This window comes from Mycolicibacterium wolinskyi, assembly GCF_002101965.1.
Lineage (GTDB): Bacteria > Actinomycetota > Actinomycetes > Mycobacteriales > Mycobacteriaceae > Mycobacterium > Mycobacterium wolinskyi.
The window spans coordinates 23,173-43,990 of the sequence record NZ_LQQA01000034.1 but is presented as its reverse complement, the minus strand read 5'-3'; the positions used below and the strand labels follow the sequence as shown (position 1 = coordinate 43,990).

Below are 20,818 nucleotides of genomic sequence, written 5' to 3'. Positions count from 1 at the left end.
GTCTCATGCTGACCCCGGCCGACATGTGGCACCGGGCAGCAGACCGGCTGCGGGATCGCGACCCCGAGTACGACGCGCTGCGACGCGCGGCGCGCGCGGGCATCGTGTTGCCGATCGCGGCCGCGATCGCCTTCGCCGTCGGCGCCGGGTCCCAGACCCCGTTGTTCAGTATCTTCGGCGCGGTTTCGCTGCTGATCACTGCGGACTTCCCAGGCAACCGGCCGGCCCGCGCGCTCGCGTACTGCGGCTTGGCGTTCAACGGGGCCGTGCTGATCGTGTTGGGCACCCTGATCGCGCCGCACGTCTGGTTGAGCGTGCTGTCGATGTTCGTCATCGGTGTGGTCGTGGCGTTCTCCGGGGTACTCAGCGAGATCGTCGCCGCCGGTCAGCGCGCAACCCTGCTCTTGTTCGTGCTGCCGCTGTGCACACCCGTCGGGCCCATCCCGGACCGGCTCCTCGGCTGGCTGATCGCGCTCGTGGTCTGCGTCCCCGCGGCGCTGTTCCTCTTTCCTCCGCGCCACCACGACGAACTGCGCCGGTACGCGGCCCGCGTCTGCCGCAAGCTGGCCGACCGGTTGGAAGGCAAGGCATCCGCACGCGACGTCACGCGCGCGATGAATGAGTTGTACGCCAGCTTCCTCGGCGCTGACTATCGTCCCGTCGCCCTCACCGCGGGAAGCCGCGCCCTGGTCCGGGTGGTCGACGACCTGGGCTGGATATCCGACCGGATCACCGACGAGACGGGTGAATTGCTTGGTGCGATGCGCGACCCCGCGGTGCGCGTCCTGCGCGACAGTGCCGCGGTGCTGCGCATCCACGACGCCGCCGAACGCGCAAGGCGGGGAGCGGACCTGTGGGCCGCGCTCGCCGAGCAGCGCACGGTCGCGCAAGGCACCTACCGCGACGACATCGCCGCGATCCTCGGCAGCGCCGACGACGCGGCCGCCGTCGAGGTCGGTCGCACGCTGCTCGTCCGCCGCACCATCTCGGCGACCATCGCGGTGACCGGGCGTGTCATCGGCAACGCCGCCCTGGCCGATGCCCGGCCGGTCTGGGCGCGCGTGCTCGGCCGGCGCCTGCCCGAGACGGGAACCGCGGACTGGGTGATGCCCGAGACCGTTGCGATCGCGGCCATCGCCAAGGGGTTTCTGGCGACCCGGGCGGTGGTGTTGCGCAACAGTCTGCGCACGGGCCTTGGGCTTGCGCTGGCGGTCGCCGTGACTCACGTGTTTCCGGTCGAGCACGGCTTCTGGGTCGTGCTCGGCGCGATGTCGGTGCTACGGAGCAGCGCGCTCACCACGGGGACACGGGTGTTGCGGGCCGTGGCCGGGACGGCGATCGGATTCGTGCTCGGCGCGGTGCTCATCGAACTGGTCGGGGTGGATCCGGTGGTGCTTTGGATCCTCCTGCCGATCGTCGCGTTCGGTTCGGCGTACGTGCCCGAGGTCGCGTCATTCATCGCCGGGCAGGCCGCGTTCACGATGATGGTGCTGATCAACTTCAACCTGATCGCCCCGACCGGTTGGCAGGTGGGCTTGATCCGCGTGGAGGACGTTGTGGTGGGCGCCCTCGTCGGCATCGTGGTGTCGGTCCTGCTGTGGCCGCGCGGCGCGAAGGCCTCGGTGGCGAATGCGATCGACCAGGCCCGCGCCGTCGGCGCGGAATTCCTCAAGGCCGCCGTGCTGCGCGTGACCCGTGGTGCCTCCGAGGAGGCCACCGACCGGGTGATCGCGCTCAGCCACGCCGGCCTCGAAGCGTCGCGGACGCTGGATGATGCTGTGCGCCAGTATCTTTCGGAGAACGGCGGGCCCACCGACCAGCGCGCGCCGGTGGTCCGGGCGGCCAACCGGGCCACCCGGGTACGGGCGGCGGCCGAGCTCATCGCCGACGTCGTGCCGCCACCGCTCGGCGTCTACCAGACGACGCGCGAGTCGATCGAGACCCACGCCAAGGCCATCTGCGACCGGCTCACCGGCGTGGACACCACTTCGGCGCTCGTGCCGATCGGCGACACGTTCGTGCTGGCGTTGCGCGCCGAGGCCAACGACGGTGACGGCCTCGCGGTATCGGCGGCCCTGCCGCTGGTGACCGTCGCGGCCAATCTCGGCGAGCTGGAGTTGCTGTACCCGCAGCCCGCCGAATCGGTCAACTAGCGCGGCATCACCGCAATGGCCGGTGCGGCATCAACGCGTTCGGCGGGATCTGACCGAACTTGCCTGCGTTGTAATCCTCCAGCGCCTGGATCAACTCCGACTTCGAGTTCATCACGAACGGCCCGTAGTGGAAGACGGGCTCGCGAATCGGCTTGCCGCCCAGAATCAAAACCTCTAGCGCGGGCCGGTTCGAGTCCTGCGTTCCCTCGGCGGCCACGGTGATCCGGTCACCCGGGCCGAACACCGCGAGCTGGCCCTGGTGAATCGGATGTGCGACCGGGCCGACGCTGCCGCGCCCGGACAGTACGTAGACGAGCGCGTTGAAGTCGCGGTTCCACGGCAGGTTGAGCTGAGCACCCGGCTCGATCGTGGCGTGCGCCATGGTGATCGGCGTGTGCGTGCTTCCCGGCCCCTGGTTGCCGTCGATCTCGCCGGCGATGATCCGGACCAGCGCGCCACCGTCGTCCGACGACAGCAGCTTGACCTCATTGCCTTCGATCGCCTGGTAACGCGGGCTGGCGAACTTGTCCTTACCGGGCAGGTTGACCCACAGCTGGATGCCGTGGAACGTTCCGCCGCTCTCGACGAGCTCGGCCGGCGGCGTCTCGATGTGCAGGATGCCCGAACCCGCTGTCATCCACTGGGTGGCGCCGTCGGTGATCAGGCCACCGCCACCGTGGGAGTCCTGGTGGGCGAAACGCCCGTCGATCATGTAGGTGACGGTTTCGAATCCGCGGTGCGGGTGCCAGTCGGTCCCCCGGGGTTCGCCCGGCTCGTATTCGACTTCACCCATCTGGTCCATGTGGACGAACGGATCGAGATCGGCGGCACTCACACCAGCGAATGCGCGCACGACCGGGAAGCCCTCGCCCTCGTAACCACGCGGTCCGGTCGTGATGGACCGCACCGGGCGTTCGGTGTCGGACGCCTGAGCTGCCGCGATACGGGGCAAGGTCAAGGTGTCCGCAGTGATGGCTGGCATCGGTACCTCCTAGGGGTATCTGAGCTGATACTCCTATAACCGGACCACGGTCCGATTATTCCCCCGCGAGAATACCCAGCGCAGCGGCCCGCGCGTCGGCCGCCGTGGCCGTTGCGAGCACCGCGTCGGCGGCGTCGCGACACCGCTGCAATGTCACCTGCGCGAGCTTCGCGCCCACGCCGGGGATCGCAGCCGCGGCGGCCGATAACGACGTCACGCCGAGCCCGGTGAGCACGCACGCCAGCAGCGGGTCGGCGGCCGCCTCGCCACACACCCCGACCGGCTTGCCCGCCGCGGCACCGGCCCGCACCGCCATGGCCACGAGCGCCAGCACCGCGGGCTGCCAGGGATCGGTCAGGGTGGCGAGCTCAGCCGACATGCGGTCGGCGGCCATCGTGTACTGCGCGAGGTCGTTCGTGCCGATGGACAGGAAGTCGACGTGCTCGAGGATCTTGTCGGCCAGCAGCGCCGCGGCAGGTACCTCGATCATCACGCCCGGCGTGAGTCCGTGAGAACGCACCTGCGCGGCAAAGGTTTTCGCTTCGGCAGCGGTGGCGATCATGGGCGCCATCACCCACGGCTGGTTACCCGTCGTCTTCGCCGCCGCGGCGATGGCCTCGAGTTGGCGGTCCAGCAGGCCGGGGTTGCCCTCCGCGATCCGGATGCCGCGCACGCCGAGCGCCGGATTGGCCTCATCGGGATGCCCCGCGAATTTCAGCGGCTTGTCCGAACCCGCATCCAGGGTGCGGATCACGACTTTATGACCGGCGAACGCCTGCAACACCTCACCGTAGATCTGGGCCTGCTCGGCGACGGTCGGTTCCTTGTCCCGGTTGAGAAAGCACAGCTCGGTACGGAACAGCCCGACGCCTTCGGCCGGCGTCTCGCGCGCTGCCCGAGCGGCGGCGCCGTCCTGCACGTTGGCCAGGATCGCGATCGCGTGGCCGTCGGCCGTGGCGCCCGGCCCCGCCCACTGCCGGGCCGCGGCCGCCGCGCGCTGCGCGGTGGCGAGCGCGGCGGCGGCTTCGGAAGGATCAGGATCGGCCGTGACGGTGCCCGCCGTGCCGTCGAGCAGCACCATCGTGCCTGCCGCGATGTCGTCGAGACCCGCAACCGCGACCACGCACGGGATGCCCAGCTGGCGCGCGATGATCGCGGTGTGGCTGGTCGGCCCGCCGAGAGTCGTTGCCAATCCGACTACGAGCCGTGGGTCCAGGCCGGCGGTGTCGGCGGGCGCAAGATCCTCGGCACACAGGATCGACGGCACGTCGGGAAGCGGCACGCCCGGCTCCGGCAGGCCGGACAGTTCGGCGATAACCCGGTCCCGGATATCCCGCAGGTCGGTGACACGTTCCGCCATGAGACCGCCGAGCTGGGTGAACAATTCGACGAACTGGTCGACGGCCTCGGTGACCGCACGCACCGCGGGGGCTCCGGCGGCGATACGTTTCTCGGCGGCACCCAGCCATGCCCGGTCCTGGGCGAGCGTGGCGGTGGCGGCCAGCACCTCGGACGCGGCGCCCGTCGCGTGCGCCGCGCGATCGCGCAGGCGGGTCGCGACCGCCGTCGCGGCAGCGTTGAATCGGCCGGCTTCGGCAGCCCGGTCCGCCGCGTCGATATCAGTGTCGGGAACCTCGACTTGCGGGAGCCGTCCCGGCCGGATCACCGGTGCGTACTGCACGCCCGACACCACCGGGACCCCGTGGAGAACGTGCCGTGACGTGGCCGGAGATGAAGTGCTCATGTGAGACAGATTACAAGAAACCATTGACAAGTCAACACAGCCAAGCGTAAAACAACACATATCAACATTCATGCGCGGCTCAAACCACATAAACGGAGACACATGTACGCCGAAGAGCGCCAGCAGGCCATCGCCGAACTGGTGATGAGCCGCGGCCGAGCCTCGGTCGCGGAGCTGGCGCAGACCTACGACGTGACCACCGAGACCGTCCGTCGCGATCTCGCGGTCCTCGACAAGGCCGGTGTCCTGCGCCGCGTGCACGGCGGCGCGGTACCCGTCCGCAACTTGCATCTCGTGGAGGCCGGGGTCGGCGAACGCGACACCACCCGAGCCGAGCAGAAAGATGCCATCGCCGCCGCGGCCATCGACTTCTTTCCCCTGAGCGGCGCCACCGTCCTCCTGGATGCCGGGACCACGACGGCGCGGGTGGCCGCCGAGATCCCGTCCGACCGGGAGTTGACCGTCGTCACCAACTCCGTGCCGATCGCGGGCCGCCTGGCCGCCATGCCGACGGTGACCCTTCAACTGCTGGGTGGGCGGGTGCGCGGCCTCACCCAGGCGGCGGTCGGCGAGCAGGTGCTGCGGGCACTCGACACCATGCGGGTCGACATCGCCTTCATCGGCACCAATGCGATCAGCGTCCGTCACGGTTTGTCCACCCCGGACACCGAGGAGGCCGCCGTCAAGCGTGCGATGGTGCGAGCCGCGAACTATGTGGTGGTCGTTGCCGATTCGTCGAAGGTCGGCCAGGAGGACTTCGTGAGCTTCGCCCCACTCGACAGCGTGGACACGCTGATCACGGACGCGGAGATCGACGAAACCGATCGCAAGCAGCTCACCGAGCAAGGCGTCGAGGTGGTGATCGCATGATCGTCACCGTCACGCCCAACCCGAGTTTGGACCGCACGGTCACGCTCGCCACCGCACTCACGCGGGGCGCGGTACAACGCGTCGACTCGGTCACCGTCGAACCGGGCGGCAAAGGCATCAACGTAGCGCGCGCCCTGACCCTGGCCGGGGTCGACGCTGTCGCGGCGTTGCCCGCAGCCGACACCGATCCGCTGCTGGTCGCGCTGCGGGCCCAAGGTGTTCCGTTCACCGGAGTCCCGATCACAGAGCCCGTGCGCACCAACCTGGCGATCACCGAAACAGACGGCACCACAACCAAACTCAACGAGCGCGGAGCCCGTCTCGACGCGGCCGCGCTGGACGCGCTGACTCAATGTGTGGTCGCCAAGGCCGAGCAGGCCTCCTGGGTGGTGTTGTCCGGTTCACTGCCGCCGGGGGTCCCGGACGACTGGTACGCACACGTGGTGCGACTGCTTGCGCCCATGCCGTGCCGCGTCGCCGTCGACACCTCCGAGAAGCCGCTCGCGGAACTGGCGGCCGGGTTCGGGGTGGCTGCGCCCGATCTGATCAAGCCCAACGGCGAAGAGCTGGCCAGCATCGTCGGCGCGTCGCCCACGGCACTGGAAACCGCTGCTGCACAAGGAGATCTGTCGCCCGTGGTGAGCGCTGCCGAACGACTCGTGGCCCGCGGAGTCGGCTCGGTGCTCGCGACCCTGGGCGCCGCAGGCGCGGTGTTGGTGAACACCACCGGGGCGTGGCTGGCCACCCCGCCGCCGATCGTGCCGCGCAGTACGGTCGGCGCGGGCGATGCGTCCCTCGCCGGTTACCTGCGTGCAGCCGTCGGCGGCGTCGAACCGCCACGCCGGCTGCGGATGGCCGTCGCCTACGGTAGTGCGGCCGCGGCACTCCCCGGCTCGGCACTGCCCGCCCCCGCACAACTCGACCTCGACGCCGTACGCGTAACCCCGCTCGTCACCACCAACCCGGAAGTACTGCAATGACTCAACCGATCATCACCACCGATCTGGTCCTGCTCGACGTCGACGCCGGCGGTGACAAGCAGGCGGTCATCACCCGCCTGGTCGACGCGCTCGCCGGGGCCGGACGGACCAGCGACACCGAGGGCCTGGTCGGTGCCGCGATGGCCCGTGAAGCGCAGTCCGCCACCGGGCTGCCGGGCGGCATCGCGATTCCACACTGCCGGTCCCCCTACGTCGACAGTCCGACGATCGGTTTCGCTCGGCTGTCCCCCAAGGTCGACTTCGGCGCCCCCGACGGTCCAGCCGACCTCACGTTCCTGATCGCCGCTCCGGAATCCGGTGGCGCCGAGCACATGAAGCTGCTGTCGAGCCTGGCGCGCGCCCTCGTTCGAAAGGACTTCGTCGAATCGCTGCGGGCCGCGTCGAGCGCCGATGAGGTGGTGTCGTTGGTGGACGGTGTGGTGAACCCGGCGCCTGCTCCTCCTCCTGCTCCTGCTGCGCAACCGGAATCGGAACCGGCCAAGCCCGTGTCGATCGTCGCAATCACCGCCTGCCCCACCGGAATCGCCCATACCTACATGGCGGCCGATTCTCTCAAGCAGGCCGCGGAGAAGGCCGGCGTGAACTTCACGGTGGAAACCCAGGGATCGTCAGGCAGCACCCCGCTTTCGGCGGCGACCATCGCCGCGGCCGATGCGGTCATCTTCGCCACCGATGTCGGTGTAAAGGACCGCCAGCGTTTCGCGGGCAAGCCCGTCATCGCCTCCGGCGTCAAACGCGCCATCAACGAACCCGACCGGATGGTCGCCGAAGCCATAAGCGCAGCAAGCGATCCCGACGCGCCACGCGTCGCCGGCTCTGCTGAACCGGCAGCCGCGGCGCCGGCAGGTGACGTCGGCTGGGGTACCCGGTTGCGCCAGATCCTGCTGACCGGCGTGAGCTACATGATCCCGTTCGTGGCGGCCGGCGGTCTGCTGATCGCGCTCGGATTCCTGTTCGCGGGCTACGAGATCGGCAATCCACCGGACGGCGCAGAACCGCTGTCCTACGGGATGAACTCACTCGGCCACCACATCGCCGTCACCAATACCCTCGCCGACCTTCCGCCGGGCGGTCTGGTGCAGTACCTCGGGGCAGTGCTGTTCACGCTCGGCGGACTGGCCTTCATGTTCCTGGTTCCCGCGCTGGCGGGCTACATCTCATTCGCGATCGCCGACCGCCCCGGTATCGCACCGGGTTTCACCGCCGGAGCCGTGGCAGTGTTCGTCGGCGGCGGCTTCATCGGCGGCATCGTGGGCGGACTGATCGCTGGGTTCGCGGCGCTTTGGATCAGCCGCATCAGCGTCCCGCAGTGGTTCCGCGGCCTCATGCCCGTCGTGATCATCCCGCTGTTCGCATCGTTGATCGTCGGCCTGCTCATGTTCCTGCTTCTCGGCCGTCCGCTGGCCGCGCTGACCACCGGACTGACCAACTGGCTGAGCGGCATGACCGGAACATCGGTGATCATTCTCGGTGTCATCCTCGGCCTGATGATGTGCTTCGACCTCGGCGGGCCGGTCAACAAGGCCGCCTACGCATTCGCCACGGCCGGGCTCAACATCGCCGACCCCGCCACGCTACGGATCATGGCGGCCGTGATGGCCGCCGGAATGGTCCCGCCGCTGGCGATGGCATTGGCGTCGACCATCCGGCCAGGGTTGTTCACCGAGCCGGAGCGCGAGAACGGCCGGGCAGCTTGGCTACTCGGCGCGTCGTTCATCACCGAGGGCGCCATTCCGTTCGCCGCGGCCGACCCGCTGCGGGTGATCCCGTCGATGATGTTCGGCGGTGCCGTCACCGGCGCACTGGTCATGACGTTCGACGTGACGCTGAAGGCACCGCACGGCGGCATCTTCGTGTTCTTCGCGATCGGCAACCTGTTGTGGTTCCTCATCGCCCTCGCCATCGGCACCGTCGTCAGCGCCGTCGCCGTCATCACCGCCAAACAATTCGCCAAACCGTCCGTCACCACGCCGGAAACACCGGCGCTGGCCACCACCTGAGGAGAATCATGCCCAGCAAGACCGTTACCGTCGGCTCAGCGATCGGGCTCCACGCCCGCCCGGCCGCGATCATCGCCGAAGCCGTCGTCAATGCCGGAGTTCCGGTCACCTTGTCCGTCGACGGCGGCGAACCGGTAGACGCCGGTTCAGCCCTCATGATCATGACGCTCGGTGCCGGCAACGGTGCTCAGGTGACCGTCACATCCGACGACGCCGAAACCCTGAAGAAAGTCGCCGAACTCATCGAACAGGATCTCGACGCTTAACTGATGCTCGGCGGCGTTGCTACGCAGGGACCGGGCCCGGCCCTACACCGGGCCGTCATTCCAGACGATCGCCGGTTATCGATTCGATGTACCGAATGTGGGTTTTGGCCTCACGACGGCCTCATACCCGGCTGCCGCGATGCCATCGATCAACTCTGCCCGCAGTCGCGTGAGCACTTCAGGGCCGACATCGGCTGTTCTGGTACTGGCATCAAGGATCCAAGACCCGTCGAACTGTCGATACAAGCCAACGTTGATGCGCTGCCCCGCTCCGATTTCGATTTTCCGGTAGCCGAACCCCTGGTCATAATCGTCGCTCAACCGCCCTTGTTTCGCGAGGCCAAGGTGACTTCGTAAACGTTCCAGTCCGGTTTGGTCAATGGTGCCGTGTATATCGATAACCAGGATCAGATTCGTCGTCACTCCAGTACCTTTTCAACGATGTTGAAAGCTCGAACTACGGAGCGACACGATCGCCCGAGTAAGCACGCTCATATTTCATCGCGACCAAGGAGTATCCAGTCGTCATTGTCATTGACCACCCGGACTCCAGGCATTTCCTCATTGTTCTTGATAATCTTCACCAGTTGCTCCCACACAATTCTTCCGTACCGAACCCCGGGGCGCGTGCGCGTTGTGTAAGTGAGGATCCAGCCGGGACGGCCGGCAGCTGCAGACGTTCGGATAGAGGGTTGCCCGTTAGGCGACACACCATTCGTCAGATGGAGATAGAGTTCCCGTCCGCGCAGTCGTAGCAATGCTGGCTCGTACCAAGCTCCGGGATCACTATGTACCGCATCTGAAATCACCTTCTCCAAGTCGTCGGCTGCGGCCTGCATCTCGATGTGCTTAGCCTTCCATTCGTTTAAGTAGGCAGCGATGCCGGCTAACTGGTCTTGCGGGATTCCGACCGTGTCGTTGTTACGATTTACGATTACCAGCCAGTCTGGGCGCACCGCTTCGTGTGCGATCCTCAGCAGTTCGGCCCATTCCGCGCCGGCGAATCGTTCTGGCAAATCCGAATGTCGCCTCGATGTGTAGACCATCATCGCGGAGCTGCCGTCGTCGAGTCTGCGGAGCGGGGTTGACAGCATCCGCCGTCCGTCTATTTCACGTTCGCTTGCGTCGTAGAACAGGGTGACGCCGTCTAGGGCACGGAACAGCTCGACCCGCGGGGCGCCGGTGGAATTCTTAGCAGCGACGGTCACCAGACGCTCTATCTCTTTAGGAGTCCTCATTTCGGCTTCGCTCCTGAACCTGTGTCGTAGTTATGTCGCCAGACCGTGGCCGATATGGGTGCCTCATTCCCATCGGTTCGCTGTCGCGGCGAAGTCGAATGCCACATCCGTCGTCCGTACTCCCCGCCGCTGCAGTTCTCCTAAGACAATTTGGTTGTCCGACTTGGTCGGCGGGTAGTGGCCGCTGTGGTCGGTCATCGCCAACAAGCGCCCATCACGGACACGAAGCTCGCCGGCTACGGTAACCGGCCCGCCTCCGGAGAGCGTGGAGTGATGGACGCGTGAGATGACTCGCCTCAAGGAGACATAGAAGTTGCCATGTGGGTCCATGACGAATAGAGCGAGCTCGGCGTTCGGCCGCCACGATGCCGACGCCATTCGAGTGTCCAAGACGCCACCGTCGATGGTCCTGAATCTTCCCTCTTCATCGATCACGACCCGATGCCGAGCGATTCGTTGCGGTGACCATCGTTCGACCCCGGAGGCTTGCGGCGTCAGATCCGGGAGAAGACTCCGCGATCGCGACCCATCGCGTCCAGATGGGGACGATTGGCCATCAATTCTGCGCGCAAATATCTCGATATCGGTGGGCTGCAGTGCCGCGGCGAGAATAATCTCATCCCGGACCCGAGATACATCAGCTTCAGGAACAGTGAATATGGTGATGCCCGAGTCGGCGACACTCGTGGGCGCCGCTAGCCCCACAACCACACCCGAACGTAGCCGAAGCAGAAGTCCGGGTTCCCGTCGGCCACCGACCTCGCCGAATTCGATTCCTAATCGTTGACTGACATCGAGCTGACGCAAATCAATCTTACCTATGGGTTCGGCGCCTGCCATCAGCTGTCCCCAATTGTCCAGACTCAGCTCCAGAACCGACGGAACCTGCCACGGATAGAGGTACCGCAACTCCTTGGCCAGCTGTTGCAGAAAGAGCCTAATGTCGTTTTCCATATGCGGCGTTGGGACCACACGTACTGATTCGCGCTGCGCTAGCGCAGCCTCTGCCGCATCAAGGTAGAACTGGGGACCATTTGCAAGACACCGTCGTGCAACCATCGCATGTGACATCTCGAACGCACCTCGGCTGTCCAAAATGGGTACGTACTGAAGTCCATAAAGAATCTGACTAATCGCACCGTGCCACCACACGATTGCTGTCACCGCCTCTCAAATGTCACGCGCCGGGCTTTGGCGGCCAGGGCTGGCGTCGGATCAAATCCTCAGCCACATGCGCCAAGAACTGCCGAACTTCCTGCTCGGTGTGCCGGAGATCTTCTCGTCCGTACGGCGGCTCAGCCCATTCTTCGGTCATAATTACAGCGTCTGAAGCGAGCGCGGCGTTGATTGCGTCCAAGTAGAACTGCGGTCCATCATCAAAAGTGTTGTACCCGATGATGGCGTCGGCAGTAACCGCTGCAGTAACTTGGTCGAGTTTTGTTGTGAATTGTATGCCGTACAGAATCATATTTACCCCGCCACGCCATGATTCTCCAACCACTTCATGTTCCTTCCAACGCACTCAAAAGTACAGATACCGCATCCATATCGATTCCCTGGTTGGCAAGCTCATCAATAACGTTCTGCGTATTGGAACGAAGTGGCCTGTAGTGTCCACTGTTGTCCGTTAATTCGATCAAGCGGCCATCGACTACCGTCAGTTCTCCTGCGCCCGTAACAGGCTTGCCACTCGACAGGGTCGAATGGTGAATTCGACCTCGCGCGTGTTCAAGCGACACATATAGATTCCCGTGTGGGTCCATGGTAAAGATGGCTCGACCGCCACCGCTGGACCACAACGACTTCGCACCACGGGTATCGACCAGCCGACCATCGATATGGCGCAAAAGTCCATGCTGATCCACGACCACGCGGTGCGCCTCGACTTTCTCGGGAGGCCAGCGCTCGACGCTTTTTCCTGGGAAAGGATTCTGAGGATGGTTGGGGTCCGTTTCGTTCGAGTACATGCCCGGCATGTACTTCACGGGATAGGGGTTCTCCCGGTGCAGAGGGGGGTGCAAGTCCGCGAAGTTGGCGGGAGCGTCGTTGCTGCCTGTGGTTTCAGGTGAACCTTCCGATTCCGATCCGACGCTTGTCTCGCCCGAGGCGGCTGGCGGATCTCCGTGTCCGCTCTGCTCCAGTGAGGATTGTTGCCTCTCTGGAGCGCCTGCGGGAGAGGGTGATTCGTAACGCTGGCCCGACGGCTCCGCCAGGTTATCGCTGCTTACAGCTTTGTAGTGGATTGTTCCGGCGTCGTGGCCCGTTCCGGTTGTTTGTCGATGGTCAAAGTCGCTATCGCCGGACCCCGTCCTCAGATCTTCTCCGGAGAAATGCTCGTCCCGCCCCGGCTTCTCGTCGCCCCGCGTCTCCATCGGCGAACTGGAGGCAGAGACCTCATCGGCGTGGCGGCCAGTTACACCTGGGTGGTGTCCGTCTCCGGCCACACGCCCTGGTTCTGACGGCTCGCCCAGCGCGCGTGGACTGCCGCCGTCGCCGACAGTGGATCCCGCGGATCCCAAGTATGCGTGTGCTTCTCGATCGTCAACGGATGTTCTTGGGTCGGTTGCGGCGGGTCGGTCAGCGACTCCGCTTTCAGCTGATACACGATAGTCTGGTCGTCCTCCCGGATTCGCCGCAGCGTGATGGTCCATTGATACGGATATATCTGCTGAGCCACTCGGTTGACGCCCGTCTGTTTGAACGTCGTGTGAACCTCCGCCACTCTCATCGTCGACCAACTCGGGTACAGATAGACGATCGCGGTCTCCGAATCGATCACCAGTCGAGCCAAACCCACCGCCGCTCCAGAGTTCATCTGCTCCGGCGTCAGCACTTTCGTCGCCACCCATCCATGGTCGAACGGAACCACGTGGTATTTCTCGGTCGGCGACATCTGCGCCAGGTATGCCAGGGCTTCTTCCGTCGTTTTCAGTTGTGCCATGGTGCGCTCCTTGACCAGATTCGACAGGCGTGAAATGTAAGTACGTCGACTGTTCGACCATCCAAGCTGGAGGCCGGTCGGAGGTAGACCCGTCTTGCGGGTCCCACCACACCGGCCCGTCGGCTCCCTCTGGATATACGACGACCGTCGCATGCGACCCGTCCGTAATCGGTGAGCCGTCGGGATGGTTCAGAAATTGAAGGGTATGTGGATCAATCGCATGCCAACCGTTGACGACCAGTGCGGCCGATCCGGGTCCGGCGTTGGCAATGTACTCATGCAAAGCGTCGAAGTGGTTCGCGAGGGGCTTTCTAGGGAACTGAAACTCCAGCAACTCGCGACCGATCCACTCGGCCGCCCGGCGCAGGCCGCTGTGTTCCCCTGTCACCCTGTCGATCTCACCGGTCGGCAACTCGTCGCGATGCCGGGGCGCCGATACGGTCGGGTCTCCCAGGAATGATGACAAAGCCGCCAGACAGCAGTCGAGGCAGTTGTTGGATCGTCCGATTACCGACGGACCGCCATCGTTGATCAACTGCCCATAATCATTCATCCGCGGGTCAGCATGCACGAGGTACCCGCCCCCCGTGCTCCTAAGTGCATCCTCTACCGCCGCCTGGTATGCAGGGTCTTCCACGGGGTCCAGTTCGTGCGGCCCGTACACCCGCGCATCCGCTGGGTTGCCCACTGGGCCGGGTCGGTCCTTTTGCTCGTCACGCAGGCCGCTTCCGGTCTCGGGGGTCGCGCGAGGTTGAGACGGATCAGCTTGGTTTCCAGGCCGATCGGCGCTTTGGGCGGCCGGCGTTTCATGCGTGACACGTGCTGGCGCCAAGGCGTCATCCCGCACATTGTCCCGCGAGCGCGACGTGCGCGCCTCCGACTCGGAGCGGATCGCCCCGTCCGATGCGTCCGACACAGTGTGTGAGGCAGCAGGTTTCACCGGCGCCGTTGGCGAATGCGCCGCAGCAGCACCGGTCGTGGAAGATGGTTGGGAGCGCGCGTTTCCCAGTGAACCACCCTGCTGCGCTTTCGATTCAGCGTTACGTGTGGGGGTCTCCGGCGTCTGTGCTCTACCGGCCGCAGTCTGTCCGTCGCCCGGACTGTGCATGGGGCCGTGCTGCCCCATCGGTCCGCCGATCATGGGCATCATGCCCGGCGCAACCCCGCCAGAATCCTGACGGAAGCTGTTGCCATCACCGGGTGTCTGTTCTCGGCTAGTACCGTTGTCCAGATTCGCGCGGTCGTCGCCGCCATGTGAAGCTGGCTCTGCCACATGGGCACGCTGATGATCAGCCGGCGTGTGGGTCCGCTCATCGGGGCGCCCGTTGTAGTCGCTGGAACCCGTACGGTGATTGTCGCCGAGCATGTCGTTGTCGGTGCCTCGGTGCCCCGCATTGTCGACAGCTCCATCTCCGGCGGCGTAGCCGTGCTGCTCGGGCGTATGCCCGGCCCCTTGCGTCTCGGGTGTGCTCGGTTCGTTGCTGGCGGGGGTATCACCGTCGGCACGGGACCCGGGATCGTGTTGACCTGTGGGACTTGGTGTTTCGGGTGCATCGTGAGCACCGGATGGTGCCTGACCGCCAGAGGAAGTGGGTTCGCCGGGTGATGGCGCAGGCGGCTCGGCCGAAGGCGGCGAGTGACTGGGCTGACCCGGACCAGAGGTAGCCGGTGGTTGCGCAGACGGTCCCTCCGCACGGCCCGGTCCAGCCTCCGAAGGACCGACTGGCCGGCCTGGCGGATCAGGCGGTGGGCCGTCGCCGCCGTAGTCCCGACCTGACGTACCCGCCGGGCCCGGGGGGTCAGGTGGCCCGGCCGGATTCTCGAAGCCACGAGGGGCTGTCGGCCCATCAAAGCCACTGGGAGGGTTCGGATTAATGACGGACTCGGGAATGGCTGGGGTGAACTCCTGGACATCGGGAGCCTTGGACCCGAGCCCGGCCAGATCGTCCAGTTCATCCAGGTTGTGGTTGCCGGACTTCAATCCGGGCAGATCCGAAAGACTCGGAAGCTTTCCGCCTTTCAATGCACCGTGAGCGGCCTTGACTCCCTTGACCACGGTGCCTGACTTCGAAAGCGGCCCGCCAGCAGGGTTGAACAACGAGGCAATGTTGAACACTGCCTCCCCCGCCCCTCTGCCCGGGTGGTCGCCGGTCCACTGGTCGTAGGCAATGAACTCCTTGCCCATGGTCATGAGCACGTCGTCCAATGTCGATGGGTCCTTCGCCACCGACATCGCCAACTCGGCCATGCCCTTCCATGTGTCGATGTCGGCCATCGCCACTGTGCCCGACACCGTGTTGATCAACCCTGACCACACACCCACGGAGAAGTCGGTGTAGGTAGTCACCAGCGCAGCGAGGTGGCCGCCCACTTCCTCACCAAAAGTGGCCACCAAGATGGGGGTGATCCATTTCTGGAAAGCTGTCGCGGCGTCGCCGATGGCGGTTTTGAGCGCCTCCAGGAGACCGACCACACCCTTGACCTGGCTCTGGAAGTTGTCCAGGATTTCACCGACGTCGCGGGCGATCTCTCGCAGGATGTCGTCGGCTTCGCCAGTGAATATGCCCTTCAAGGTGTCTACGACACCGTCGATGGACGTCAGTCTGTCCAACAGCCGGCGGATGGCGTCTTGCGCCTGCTGCACGTCGCCGGCGAACGTGTCGGCCTTCTCGGCGATGTCCGCAGCGGTATCCGCCAGCGCAGAGATGCCCTCACCGAGGTCGAAGAGAGCCGTGTTGATCTGGCCGATCTCCGGGATGTTCTGAACGGAGACAGCAGTTTTCACTGCGGCCAACTCGCCCTCGAAGATCGCCATACCTTGGGCGAGATTGCGCCATTGCGCGGCCGTCAACCTCATCATCGCCGGATCTCCCGACGGCCACATCGCCGCCCCGGGACCAATGGCAACTACGAGGAAAGGCAGGATCAAGGGCCACCGGAGTGGAGGAAGCACCACACTCGCGCTCGGACCTAATGCGGCGTCAGCCGCCGTTGTCGTACTCGGCACTTCGCCGAGGCCACCGGTCGGTCCCGCCCCACCGATGGTCGACGCCGCATCAGCGCTCCTGTAGTTGTGACCCGTTGCCTCCAACTTGTAGCCCACGGATTTGAACGAATTCGCGCCATTCGCCAAGCCATCGGCGAACTCCTGCGCCCGTCGGCCATACTCCAGCGCGAAACTGAGCCCGGCTGGGTCCAGACCAGAGGCAATCCCACTCGATATGACCGCACCCAGTGCGTCCGAGAGCATGCCCAGCTGCGCCCCGAGCGATCCCATCCGCTGACCCGCCCGGATCAGTACTTCGGGATCGACCTCGATGCGGTCCCCGGAAGTGCCCGAGCCTGCACCGCTTGTGCCGGCTACGGCGCCCACATCTCGCCGTTCTTCTTCTTTGCCTCGGTGTAGTTCTTGTGCGCTGCCTCAGCGGCCTTTTGTAGCTGTGACAACGCCGCTCGCATCTGTTCGGCGCCGTCCTCCCATTGCTGCTGCGCCTGCGCCTGCGCATCCGACCCTGAACCATGCCAATGCTGACGCAACGCAGCCATCGCTTGATCGATGTCTTCGAGGGACGCTTCGACGTCGCGCTGAAACGCCACCATGTGCGTGATGGCTGACTGCAGTTGAGGAAAATCAAAGACCAACATCAGAACCGTCCGACCGACCAACGGCACGCGTCGGCGTGCGAGGTTCGACTGGCGGAGCCTGTACCGGAGCCGTGGATGCGGAGTCATCCGCGGCCGCAGCGCCGCCGTGGCCCTCGGCGTCGTGACCACGTTCGTCGGACTCATCGGCGCGCTCCTCGCGGTCGTCGCCTTCGTCTCGCTTCGCTTTCTCAGCTTTCTCGCCCGGTGTCGCTTCACCGTTCGGTTGCGCATGCGCCGCCTGCTGCGCCAAGCCGACGACGCCCTGCGCGATCCCGGTGGCGACCTGAACAAGTCCTGCGGCGGCCTGTGCCAAACCGCCTGCCACTTGCCCGGTTGTTTGTCCCAGCCCTTGCGCTACCTGACCTCCCGCCTCCGCCGCAGGCTGTGTCAGATTCATCGACGCAGCAGTTTCGGCGACACCGCGATTACTCATGGCGTCGACTGCGGTCTGGCCAGTCGGACTCGGACCAGCCGGGCTGCTGCCCGGCCCGGCCGCATCGCCGGGCTGGAAAGACGACCCGACCGCATCGGCGGACTGCTGATCGGTCCGGGCGTATTCGTCGGCCGCTCTTCTCAACAACTCCGACATCGTCTGCAAGCCCCGGACAACCTGTCCCGCGCCGGTGTGCCACTTGTCCCATTCCGTCTCATAGGCAGACGCTGCGCGGCCCTTCCAGCCCGAGCCCAACAACTGTCCGACTTCCAGATCGACACTCGACAACCCGTCTTGAAGACGCTGCCCAGCGTCAGCCAGGCGCGTCGCAGCCGAATGCAGCTCGGACGTAACAACTTCGACCGGTTGTCCCACCTGACCCCCTTCCGCAGCCTGGCTCACCCGAATACCGCGCCAGCCCGCGACTCCTCTCAGCGCCGCCGAGATTCATGACGTCAAGCATCACGGCGCCATTGACTTTGCCGATAGAGCACGCGTTGCTTCCTTCTTTGCTGTGTGAATGCTATCCCGCACCGCCTGCCCTCCTGGACGCAAAATTCGAGAGGCGAGACGGGTGAAGAGCTACCCCTTTCGGCGAGGATGACCACCCTGGAATGCCCGCCAGGCCCGGTCAAAGGCAAGAAGCGTCATCGCACTTCTCTGCGTCCCCTTATGATTGCCCCCGTGCCATTAGCCAGTCGGCTTGACGTGAGAAGATGCATTTCAGAGCGGACATTGGCTTGTTTGCCAGATGTGCATCAGCACACTGCAGGCGGGTCGAATTTCATCGGGGGAGTGTGAGGCGTGCGTCGCATAGCCGTAATGCTGCTGGCTTTGTTGCTGGCTTTCTTCAGTGCTCCTCCGGCGTGGGCGATCGACCCGCCCATGATCGATGCCGCAGCGGTCCCACCTGACGAAACGGGCCCGGATCAGCCGATGGAGCAGCGCAAGATCTGCGCCGCTCCGACGGTTCTGCCCAACACGAATTTCGCGGACAAGCCATGGGCGAATGACTACCTTCGGATCGCAGAGGCCCAGAAGTTCGCAACCGGCGCCGGAGTAACTGTGGCTGTGATCGACACGGGCGTGCAGGGATCACCTCGCGTTCCCGCGGAGCCGGGTGGCGACTTTGTCGACGCAGCAGGCAACGGTATGTCCGACTGTGATGCCCACGGGACGATGACTGCCGCGATCATTGCCGGGCGGCCCGCGCCCACCGACGGCTTCGTCGGCGTCGCGCCGGATGCCCGCCTGCTTTCGCTGCGCCAGACGTCCGTCGCGTTCCAGCCCAAGGGTTCGCGGCAGGATCCCAACGACCCGAACACCACCCAGACGGCAGGTTCCATCCGCAGCCTCGCCCGCGCCGTCGTCCATGCGGCCAACCTCGGTGCGCAGGTGATCAACATCAGCGAGGCGGCCTGCTACAAGGTGACCCGCCGTATCGACGAGACCAGCCTGGGTGCGGCCATCAACTACGCCGTGAACGTGAAGAACGCAGTCATCGTCGTGGCGGCCGGCAACACCGGCCAGGACTGCACGCAGAACCCGCCACCCGATCCGTCCATCCCAGCCGATCCGCGGGGCTGGAAGCAGGTGCAGACGATCGTCAGCCCGGCCTGGTATGACCCGCTGGTGCTGACAGTCGGCAGCATCGGACAGAACGGGCAGCCCAGCAATTTCTCGATGTCGGGCCCATGGGTCGGCGCAGCGGCTCCCGGCGAGAACCTCATCTCGCTCGGCTACGACGGCCAGCCCGTCAACGCCACGCCCGGTGAGGACGGTCCGGTTCCGCTCAACGGCACGTCCTTCTCGGCGGCCTATGTGTCCGGCTTGGCCGCGCTGCTCAAACAGCGCTTCCCAGATCTGAGTCCGGCACAAATCATCAACCGCATCACCGCAACCGCGCGCCACCCGGGCGGAGGCGTCGACAACTATGTCGGTGCCGGCGTCGTCGACCCGGTCGCCGCGCTGACGTGGGAGGTGCCCGACGGGCCGGAGAAGGCTCCGTTCCGGGTGAAGGAAGTTCCGCCTCCGGTCTACATTCCGCCGCCAGACCGCGGCCCGATCACCGCCGTCGTGGTCGCCGGGGTGTCGCTGGCCCTGATCCTGGGCATCGGCGCCATGGCACGGCGCGCGCTGAGGCGCCGGCGATGAACTTCTTGCGACAGTTCGGCTTTCGGTTCACCACCGGCCACGCGATCTGGACGGCGGCGCTCATCCCGGCGTGCATCGCGGTGTGCCTGCACTTCAACCTCATGTGGTTGGGGATCACGCTGTCGGTGCTCATCGCGATCTTCTCGGTGCTCACCATCCGTGGGCGCCGGCTCACCGGCTGGGTGGTCGCGATCTTCTCGTGGCGTCGCCGCCACCGCAGCACACCCGATGTGGCTTCCGAGCCGGCGGTCGGGTCCACCGTCATGCCCGGCGATCATGTCGCGGTCCGCTGGCAGGGCGATTATCTGATCGCCGTGATCGAGCTGGTGCCAAGGCCTTTCACACCGACCGTGATCGTCAACGGCAACGCGGTGTCGGATGACATCGTGAGCACGAAGCTCGTCGAGGAGCTGCTCGAAGCTCATTGCCCCGACTTGGAGGCCGACGTGGTGTCGGCGGGCTACCGGGTCGGCAAGACGGCCCCGGCCAGCCTCGTGGCGCTCTACGAGCAGGTCGTCGGCCCGTATCCCGCGCCGGCGAACCGGCGCACATGGATTGTGCTTCGGGCGGACCCGGAGAAAACCCGGCGGTCGGCACTGCGCCGCGATGCCGGGGTCTCGGGCCTGGCGCGCTACCTCGTGGCATCGACGACGCGTATCGCGGACCAGTTGGCCAGCAACGGTATCGACGCGCGATGCTCACGCAGCTTCGACGACTACGACAAGGCCACCGAGATCAGCTTCGAGCGCGAGACGTGGTCGGCGATCAAGGGCCGCAGCACGTTCACCGCGGCCTACAACGCACCGGGCGGGCCCGATGTGTGGTGGTCGGCACGGGCCGATCACACCACGACCCGGGTGCGCATACGCCCGGGTGCGGCACCTACCAGCACCGTTCTGCTGACAACTCTGGCGAATCCCACTACCCCGCGCGGCTTTTCGTGCCTGTTCGGTGGCCAGCGAGCGGCCTTGCAAGGCCTCACCCCGGTCACCGACAAGCACTATGACCTGCCGATCGGTTCGGCGGGCGTGCTCGTCGGCGAGACATCCGACCGCTACCCCGTGTACATGCCATTCGACGACGTCGATGTCAGCATCAACCTCGGCGACGCAAGGCTCTTTACACAGTTCGTGATTCGAGCAGCGGCGTCCGGCGCCGTAATCACCTTGGGACCGCAATTTCGCGAGTTCGCCACGATGATCAACGGGCGCGTCGGCCGAACGCCTCGAGTCGCATGGCCGAATGCGACGACCTATCTCGGGCCCCACCAAGGTGTTGGCCGAGTGATCTTGCGGCCCAACTTCATCGATACGCCACGGCACCGGCAACTGCCGATCCGGCTGATCAATCCACGCGAAGAGAGCCGCTATCAGATGGCGTTGGAGCAGTAG

At 65.5% G+C, this 20,818-nt stretch carries 16 protein-coding genes; 7 read left to right on the top strand and 9 right to left on the bottom strand.

Annotation, left to right across the window (positions count from 1 at the left end; translation table 11 throughout):
- Positions 1-5: 5 nt before the first annotated feature.
- Positions 6-2,153: an FUSC family protein gene (locus AWC31_RS34290; RefSeq protein WP_085150049.1), complete on the top strand. Its 2,148-nt coding sequence runs from the start codon at positions 6-8 to the stop codon at positions 2,151-2,153.
- A gap of 7 nt (positions 2,154-2,160) precedes the next feature.
- Here AWC31_RS34290 and AWC31_RS34285 read toward each other — a convergent pair whose 3' ends face one another.
- Positions 2,161-3,135: a pirin family protein gene (locus AWC31_RS34285; RefSeq protein WP_085150047.1), complete on the bottom strand. Its 975-nt coding sequence runs from the start codon at positions 3,133-3,135 to the stop codon at positions 2,161-2,163.
- Positions 3,136-3,190: 55 nt separating this feature from the next.
- Positions 3,191-4,879, bottom strand: a complete 1,689-nt coding sequence (ptsP, locus tag AWC31_RS34280) for a phosphoenolpyruvate--protein phosphotransferase (RefSeq protein WP_234817101.1) — start codon at positions 4,877-4,879, stop codon at positions 3,191-3,193.
- A 102-nt stretch (positions 4,880-4,981) separates the two neighbouring features.
- Here ptsP and AWC31_RS34275 point away from each other — a divergent pair, with 102 nt between their 5' ends.
- From AWC31_RS34275 to AWC31_RS34260, 4 genes are read left to right on the top strand one after another with little or no spacing between them, the layout of a single operon-like run.
- A complete protein-coding gene (locus AWC31_RS34275) occupies positions 4,982-5,749 on the top strand; it encodes a DeoR/GlpR family DNA-binding transcription regulator (RefSeq protein ID WP_067849746.1) in 768 nt (255 codons plus the stop codon).
- Entirely contained in the window at positions 5,746-6,729 is a 984-nt protein-coding gene (locus tag AWC31_RS34270) for a 1-phosphofructokinase family hexose kinase (RefSeq protein WP_085150043.1), read from the top strand. Before AWC31_RS34275 ends, AWC31_RS34270 begins: the two co-directional genes overlap by 4 nt.
- Positions 6,726-8,750, top strand: coding sequence for a PTS fructose transporter subunit IIABC (locus AWC31_RS34265; protein WP_085150041.1), 2,025 nt, complete (start codon positions 6,726-6,728; stop codon positions 8,748-8,750). Before AWC31_RS34270 ends, AWC31_RS34265 begins: the two co-directional genes overlap by 4 nt.
- 8 nt (positions 8,751-8,758) lie before the next feature.
- Entirely contained in the window at positions 8,759-9,016 is a 258-nt protein-coding gene (locus AWC31_RS34260) for an HPr family phosphocarrier protein (RefSeq protein ID WP_067849752.1), read from the top strand.
- A gap of 75 nt (positions 9,017-9,091) precedes the next feature.
- On the opposite strand, the gene AWC31_RS34255 is transcribed toward AWC31_RS34260, so the two are convergent.
- From AWC31_RS34255 to AWC31_RS34225, 7 genes are all read right to left on the bottom strand, one after another.
- Positions 9,092-9,439, bottom strand: a complete 348-nt coding sequence (locus tag AWC31_RS34255) for a hypothetical protein (protein ID WP_085150039.1) — start codon at positions 9,437-9,439, stop codon at positions 9,092-9,094.
- Between the two features lie 68 nt (positions 9,440-9,507).
- Positions 9,508-10,254 carry a hypothetical protein gene (locus AWC31_RS34250; RefSeq protein ID WP_085150037.1) on the bottom strand — a complete coding sequence of 249 codons (747 nt, stop codon included), beginning with the start codon at positions 10,252-10,254 and terminating at the stop codon, positions 9,508-9,510.
- A gap of 63 nt (positions 10,255-10,317) precedes the next feature.
- Positions 10,318-11,418, bottom strand: a complete 1,101-nt coding sequence (locus AWC31_RS34245) for an IQM protein middle domain-containing protein (protein WP_133060241.1) — start codon at positions 11,416-11,418, stop codon at positions 10,318-10,320.
- 13 nt (positions 11,419-11,431) lie between these two features.
- On the bottom strand, positions 11,432-11,722 hold the full coding sequence (locus AWC31_RS34240) for a hypothetical protein (RefSeq protein WP_085150033.1): 291 nt from the start codon (positions 11,720-11,722) through the stop codon (positions 11,432-11,434).
- Between the two features lie 34 nt (positions 11,723-11,756).
- Positions 11,757-16,568, bottom strand: a complete 4,812-nt coding sequence (locus tag AWC31_RS34235; protein ID WP_085150031.1) for a toxin glutamine deamidase domain-containing protein — start codon at positions 16,566-16,568, stop codon at positions 11,757-11,759.
- Entirely contained in the window at positions 16,556-16,840 is a 285-nt protein-coding gene (locus AWC31_RS34230; RefSeq protein ID WP_085150029.1) for a WXG100 family type VII secretion target, read from the bottom strand. The genes AWC31_RS34235 and AWC31_RS34230 overlap by 13 nt, the downstream gene beginning before the upstream one ends.
- Positions 16,827-17,648: a WXG100 family type VII secretion target gene (locus tag AWC31_RS34225; RefSeq protein WP_085150028.1), complete on the bottom strand. Its 822-nt coding sequence runs from the start codon at positions 17,646-17,648 to the stop codon at positions 16,827-16,829. Before AWC31_RS34225 ends, AWC31_RS34230 begins: the two co-directional genes overlap by 14 nt.
- A 429-nt stretch (positions 17,649-18,077) precedes the next feature.
- Here AWC31_RS34225 and mycP point away from each other — a divergent pair, with 429 nt between their 5' ends.
- Positions 18,078-19,427 carry a type VII secretion-associated serine protease mycosin gene (mycP, locus tag AWC31_RS34220; protein WP_085150026.1) on the top strand — a complete coding sequence of 450 codons (1,350 nt, stop codon included), beginning with the start codon at positions 18,078-18,080 and terminating at the stop codon, positions 19,425-19,427.
- Positions 19,424-20,818 (top strand): type VII secretion protein EccE, encoded by a 1,395-nt coding sequence (gene eccE, locus AWC31_RS34215; RefSeq protein ID WP_085150024.1) that lies wholly within the window; start codon positions 19,424-19,426, stop codon positions 20,816-20,818. The genes mycP and eccE overlap by 4 nt, the downstream gene beginning before the upstream one ends.